The sequence below is a fragment of the Lacinutrix sp. genome (assembly GCF_023299985.1).
In the GTDB taxonomy this organism is placed as follows: Bacteria; Bacteroidota; Bacteroidia; order Flavobacteriales; family Flavobacteriaceae; genus Lacinutrix.
Genome location: NZ_JALZVX010000159.1, coordinates 1 through 6,111 on the forward strand (window position 1 = coordinate 1; position 6,111 = coordinate 6,111).

The following is a 6,111-nucleotide window of genomic DNA, read 5'->3' on the forward strand; positions in this document are numbered from 1 at the left end:
ATGCAAAAACTAAAACAAGCAAACCTATACAGAAGCGAGCTTATTCCTATAAGTGGAAAGCTAGTAGAACGTTATAATAAGTGTTTGGTGAAACTTGGGTTTACACCAACAAAATTAACAGCTTTTTCTATTGATGGAAAAGGTTGGAGTCCAGAAATTGCAGAAGAGAAAAAGACAATTCATTACTTAAATAATGGAGAAGCAAATATGCATGCCATTATAATTTCACCTTTGCAGAAAGGTAAACCAGTATATGTTCCATTTCATACTTTCGACCGTGAAATGATGCAGTATGTTTATAGAACGCACGAGGCTAAAATTAATAATATCACTCGTGATAGTGCTATTTGTTTAGATTTCGACCAAAATATTGATGCTTTTTATGAGCCTTTAGATGTTTTAAAGTATAAAGATGTAAATATTAATTTTCATTTAATAGATAATTTAGACAACGTTAAAAAAGAGCAGTTAGCGTTAGTGCACAAATTCAAACAAGGCAATAATTTTATAGATGAAACTATTCATGCAGAATTATTAGAATCTGCTAAAAAGTATGGTGATTTAAGAGCTCGTGATTTAGATTTACATGAACTTCAATTTACAACCAATTCCTTTTACACTAAAGCATTTGGAGGTGTTTACATACTTAGAGATTTTATAAAAACGATTGTTGTTTTCGAAGATAAAAAATGGCATAAAGAAGCGATTAAAGATTCTACACACGATGTGTTGATATATCACATTTCGCAACCAGAGTTAATGGATAAACTGCGAGATCATATTATTATAGAATGTGATCTTGATATTGAAGTAAAAACTGAGCGTTACGATCGTATTAAAAAGTTTGTATTTGCTGAAACTATAAAGAATCCACAACATTCAATAAGAGATGTTTTAAACGATAAAGTTTTAATTAAGAGTTACTTAAATAAATTATCTATAGACGATAGAAAACGAGTAATGAGTGTAGAACGTTATCTTGAGAAGTTAGAAGTAAGTAACGAATTTAAAATAGCAGATATTGTAGATTTAAAGTTTTTTGAGGCTTTACATAAACCACACTCATCGTTAGATCCAAAGCATCAAGATTTAATTTGGAAGCTTTTAATTAACGTTTCGGCTAAAGATGTTTTATTTTTATATTGGTACGATAAAGAGCAATTTTACAAAACGTATGATACTTTAGAGGATTCATTAAAGGAATGGGTAATACAAGAAATTAGTAACAATATATAGCGTTTACATACTAATAGACTAACAACCAAACACAAAGACTATGCTAACAATAGAAATAATTACATTTATTGGCTCCATTTTATTTGGAATATTACTCTATTGGAGAGAATCTAAGAGTAATAAAATATATAAGTTTTTTAACAAGTTGTTCTATTCAAAGGAGTTACAAATGAAACCTGGAAGTAAAAAAGGATTCTTATACCAACAGTCACTTTTAATGCGATTGGTTTATTTAGGCGCTTTGTATTTACTAGCAATTATAATTATTCAATTTTTAATTCCATTTGATATGGGATTAATTAAAATTATAGCACCAAGTCTTTTTGGAGCTTTGGTAGGAACGTATTTAGCAAACTTCGTCTTTAAATCTTCTGAAGTTATAGACGAAAAAGGAGATTCTTTAGTAGATGCAGTAAAAGATACTGTTGAAAAAGGAAAAGATTTTATAAAGGATTTAGAAGCGAAGGATAATAAAGTTGTAGCTGAAGCTAAAAAAGAAATAAAAGCAGAACCTGAAGCACCTAAAAAGAGTGCAAGACAGAGGTTGAAGGATAAAGGACATTTATAAAAGCTTGTCATTCCTGCGAAAGTTGGAATCCCAAAAAAAGATAATCTTAAAAAATAGATTCCTGTCTTCGCAGGAATGACAGATATGATAAAAAACTACTGGAATAAAGGCGGAAAACAAAAGCGAATAGTCATCATTTTTAGTTTAATAATAATTGCATTATTATTCTTTATGCGTGACGATTACCAACCAGCTTTACTGTTTGTTAGAAAATTTATTTTTATAATATTACTTTGTGGTATAATATTGTTCTTTGGTTTAAGAAGCTTTAGAAATCAAGCGTCAACAGGAAAACGTATTTTTACACTAGCCATATTAGCTGTGTTTTTTGGCGCTTTATATTTTGTTGGATGGAAAATGGAATTATACGATTATATGAAAACGTATAATGTGTTTAACGATTTAAATCGTGTCGAAATTAGTAAGCTACCATTAACTCAAAACGAACGCATTCAGCCTTTAAAAAACATCCATTCTATGGGTAACGAAAGTGTTGGTGAAACTAAAGATGTATCGCTACCACATTTAGTGCGAGTAGATGAAGAAAACAAATGGACTATGGCAATCCAGCCAACCGAAAAATACTACTGGCAAGGTATGAAGGATAATACCGAAGAAGTATTTTCGGTATCAAGTACAACACCATTTCCGCGCTTTTCTAACGAAAATAGAATTCCGGTAACCTTTGCCATTGGTGAATCTTTAAAATTTAGTAGAAATACTTACAATGCGGTTGTGCAACGTTTTAATCCGTGGATGCTTGTAAATTATGAGCCAAGCGATACGTTTTACATGAAAAATGATACAGGACAATGGGTAGAAGTAGTAAGTTTAATAAAATGGAAAGGTTTCTTTTTTCCTTACCCAACTTTTGGTGGTGTTATGATTATTGAAAATGGAGAGCACGATGCAAACGATTATATAGAGCGTATTACTATTGGAAAAGGAGAGTTTGTTGCTGCAGATGAAACAAAAAATTATCCATTTCTTACCAAGCAAAATACCTTAGCAGAAAAAGTATCAAGATTACAAGCAGAATCTTTAAAGTTTTTAGGTGGTTTTAGCGATCCTTTACCTTGGAATATGAAAACTGCTGTTAAAATTCCAGATTTAGAAGCAGACCAAAATCAATTACCATTTGTAACAGACTTTAATTTTGATGGCACGCAAATTTCAACATATAATGGTTTATACCATTGGTTTGGTTTAGAACCAGTAGGAGAGGAGCGTTCAAGTTTAACCTACAGTATTTTTATTCCAGCAGATGGAACACAGCAGTTGTTTTATTATAATCATGCTGAAAAAAAACAAGGTTATGCAGGTATTTCTGCTATGCCTTCAAAAGTGCGCGAATCTAAAAAAGAATACGATTGGACAGTAAATAAAGCAGTAGAATTTAGACCATATATAAAAGATATTGCAGGAAGAAGACGCTTATTCTTTTTAGGTACTGTAGCATCTGTTAGCGAAGGAACAGGTAATTTTGATGGTTCTGCAACACCAGATTTAGCATTGATTGATAGTGAGTATCGCGATGTAGTTTGGATAGATGTTAAACATCCAAGTACTTGGGATCAAGAAATATATAACCAGTTAAACGAAGCTTGGCGTTCTAGCGAAGGAGAAGTTAATTTTTTAAATGAAGACACTAAAATTATTGATGTTGTTGGAGACGATCTTAACAGTGTAATAATAAATCCTTTTGATAATGAAGTGATTGAAGAAACTGAAGAATTATCGATAGAAGAATTACAACGTCAAGTAGATTCTATAAAAAAACTTAAAAAAACAGATGAAATTAAGCGCTTAAAACGTGAGTTGGATTCTTTGAAAGCTTTGTAGAATTTAATTATGAAAACAAGAAGTCTTTCGAAAAGTGAAATTAATCAACTTAAAAAAGAATTGAAACAAAAAGAGTTTTTGAAGAAGAGTAAACTCAAAGATGGATTTCGGTTTATTTTAATTTTTATTCCAATTACTTTTATGATTTTCTTTTTTATTGGATTTGAGATTAAAGCAATACTATTTTCGTTATCATCTCTTACATTAATAGTAAGCTCAATCATAGCTTTTTTTTATGTATATGATAAATTCACAATTAATTTAAAAAGAGATTTAATTAATCTTAAACAAATTGAAAATGAATCAAAAGTAAGAAGAGTAGATACAAGGAATCAGTATGTTCAACTAGAAGATGAAATGAGATTACAAACAATCTATTGTGTAGATGATATAACGGATGCTTTAACTATTATTAAAATAGGAGATTTAATTAAATATAAAGCCTCTAAAAGCGGATATTTACTATTTAAGTTAGAAAAAATAAATTAATAAATAATTATAATATGAAAAACAAATTACCTGTAATATTAATAGTAGCCAGTGTTATACTAATGGTAGCAATTACAGTAACTACAGAAGCTTTTGATAAAAGTTTCTGGATGAGTATGCTGTCTAGCGTTTTACTAATTGTAGCTATGGTTTTAACTATTCGATCTCAAAATAAAACAGAAGATTAATATTAAAATTTCAAGAGATTGCCACGTCATTATAAAGCTCTTCGCAATGACGACTAATTTATTAAGTCTTGTAATTTTAAATACTCCATTTTTATATCACAACGTTTATAAGGACAATTATCTTCAACTTCAATTTCTATAAAACCAAATTTTCTATATAAATAGATGGCGTTTTCAAGTTTTGTACTAGAATAGAGTAGTAGTCTGTTAAACGCTTCGGTTTTTGCAAAAGTGATACAATGTTCTAAAAGTTTCTGTCCAATTTTTTGTCCACGATAGTCTGGAGAAACTGCCATTTTTGTTAGTTCGAAAGCATTTTGCTTAGGTAAAGGCATTAATGCATACGTACCAACTATTTGGTTATTTAATTCTGCAAAAAAAATATAACCACCTTTTTTTGTAATATATTTTTCAGGATTGCTTAGCACTTCTTCATCAAAAGGTTCTACGTAGAAAAAGGTTTTTAACCACTCTGTATTTAGGTTGTAAAAATCTTGCGAGTACTTGTTCTTAAAAGGAATAATTTCTAAAGGCATTTTAACTAGAATAAGAATTAGCTATTAATAACATTGCCATTGTTATTAAAGAAATAAGCAAAGTTAAAATATAGGTAGATTGCTTTTGGTTTTTCTTTCTATAACTATCAATAAATGCCCAAATAGGAAACGCAACAAGTCCTAAAAGCGCAGGAATTGTTAGTAGCTCTCCTATAATTCTAATAAATTGAAACTCTAACTTGAAATAATATACTAAAAGGATAAAACAGAAATATAGGAATACTACAAGAGTAGCAATAAGTCTGTTTTTTTCTAATTTAAGTCTACATTCCATAATTAGTTACTATTTGCTCTTATAAAATCTGTTATTAAATAAGTAATTAGTTTCCCTACTTGAGTGGTCGTTTTTTTTGTTGGTGCAGCTTCGCAAATATGAAGGTATTTTGCAGATGGATTACCGCCAAAAAAATGTACAAATTGTCGTGCTTGATTTACCGAAAAACCTGAAGGTGTTTGTGCACTACTTGGAATATTAGCAATAGCATCACAATCTATTTCAATACCAAAACTGTCTTTAGAGACGAATTTTAAAGCATCTTTCATTTCTGGTTTAAATTTCGTGGTTTTTTCTACCTCAATAGCTTCAAATGTATTGTATTTAATAGTATTGTCTGCATTTAGTGTTTCGTCAAAAATAGCTTGTGATGTATAGTTTTTATGTATTCCGAAGATAAAATAACGATTCAAGAATCCTTCCGCGAAAGCGTAACTAAAACCATTACCACTATGTCTGCCTTCGAGTGCTCTAAAGTCTGTATGTGCATCAAAATTTACAACGTTTACCTTTTTATTTAAAGCAAGTGATGTGCCTTTAATATTGCCATAAGCGTTGTTGTGTCCGCCACCAATAATAATTGGAATTTTACCTGCTTTAACAATATTAAAAACAAGGTTGCTTACTTCTTTATCTATTTCGGCAACTAATGCTCTAGCCTTTTTTACATGTTTTATATTGTTTTGATTCCATTTAGAAAGCTGATTTTGCTCTTCGAAAAAATCTAAATGACCTAAAACACATAGTTGCTCAGCGCGATTAAAATGATTGTTTTGCGTATTTAACAAAACTTTAAGTGTAGCATTCCAAGCCTTGTTAGTGCCTGATTTTCCGTTATTTGCAAAAACACCAACGTCTTCAGGTAAACCAATTAGTACATACTTGACGTCTAAATTTTTTAAGTCATCGTATATGTTTGTAATTGATGGTAATATAATTATTTGCTCTCCCAATTTA

General features: G+C 30.2%; 8 protein-coding genes. 5 read left to right on the forward strand and 3 right to left on the reverse strand.

Going from position 1 to position 6,111, the window contains the following annotated elements:
• The 5 genes from Q0C58_RS08805 to Q0C58_RS08825 all read left to right on the forward strand — a co-directional run.
• Positions 1–1,236 (forward strand): DUF6638 family protein (locus Q0C58_RS08805; RefSeq protein ID WP_290700202.1); only part of this gene is annotated, 1,236 nt, incomplete at its 5' end.
• 40 nt (positions 1,237–1,276) lie between these two features.
• Positions 1,277–1,804, forward strand: coding sequence for a hypothetical protein (locus Q0C58_RS08810; RefSeq protein WP_290700204.1), 528 nt, complete (start codon positions 1,277–1,279; stop codon positions 1,802–1,804).
• An 84-nt stretch (positions 1,805–1,888) separates the two neighbouring features.
• On the forward strand, positions 1,889–3,646 hold the full coding sequence (locus Q0C58_RS08815) for a hypothetical protein (RefSeq protein WP_290700220.1): 1,758 nt from the start codon (positions 1,889–1,891) through the stop codon (positions 3,644–3,646).
• A 9-nt stretch (positions 3,647–3,655) separates the two neighbouring features.
• Positions 3,656–4,135: a hypothetical protein gene (locus tag Q0C58_RS08820; protein WP_290700207.1), complete on the forward strand. Its 480-nt coding sequence runs from the start codon at positions 3,656–3,658 to the stop codon at positions 4,133–4,135.
• Between the two features lie 14 nt (positions 4,136–4,149).
• Positions 4,150–4,323 carry a hypothetical protein gene (locus Q0C58_RS08825; RefSeq protein WP_290700210.1) on the forward strand — a complete coding sequence of 58 codons (174 nt, stop codon included), beginning with the start codon at positions 4,150–4,152 and terminating at the stop codon, positions 4,321–4,323.
• A 53-nt stretch (positions 4,324–4,376) separates the two neighbouring features.
• Here the strand turns inward: Q0C58_RS08825 and Q0C58_RS08830 are convergent, their stop codons facing one another.
• The 3 genes from Q0C58_RS08830 to Q0C58_RS08840 all read right to left on the reverse strand — a co-directional run.
• Complete coding sequence (locus Q0C58_RS08830; RefSeq protein WP_290700213.1) at positions 4,377–4,859, reverse strand: GNAT family N-acetyltransferase; 483 nt, start codon at positions 4,857–4,859, stop codon at positions 4,377–4,379.
• A gap of 1 nt (position 4,860) precedes the next feature.
• A complete protein-coding gene (locus tag Q0C58_RS08835) occupies positions 4,861–5,154 on the reverse strand; it encodes a hypothetical protein (RefSeq protein ID WP_290700215.1) in 294 nt (97 codons plus the stop codon).
• A 2-nt stretch (positions 5,155–5,156) separates the two neighbouring features.
• A partial coding sequence (locus tag Q0C58_RS08840; RefSeq protein WP_290700218.1) for a formimidoylglutamase occupies positions 5,157–6,111 on the reverse strand: 955 nt, incomplete at its 5' end.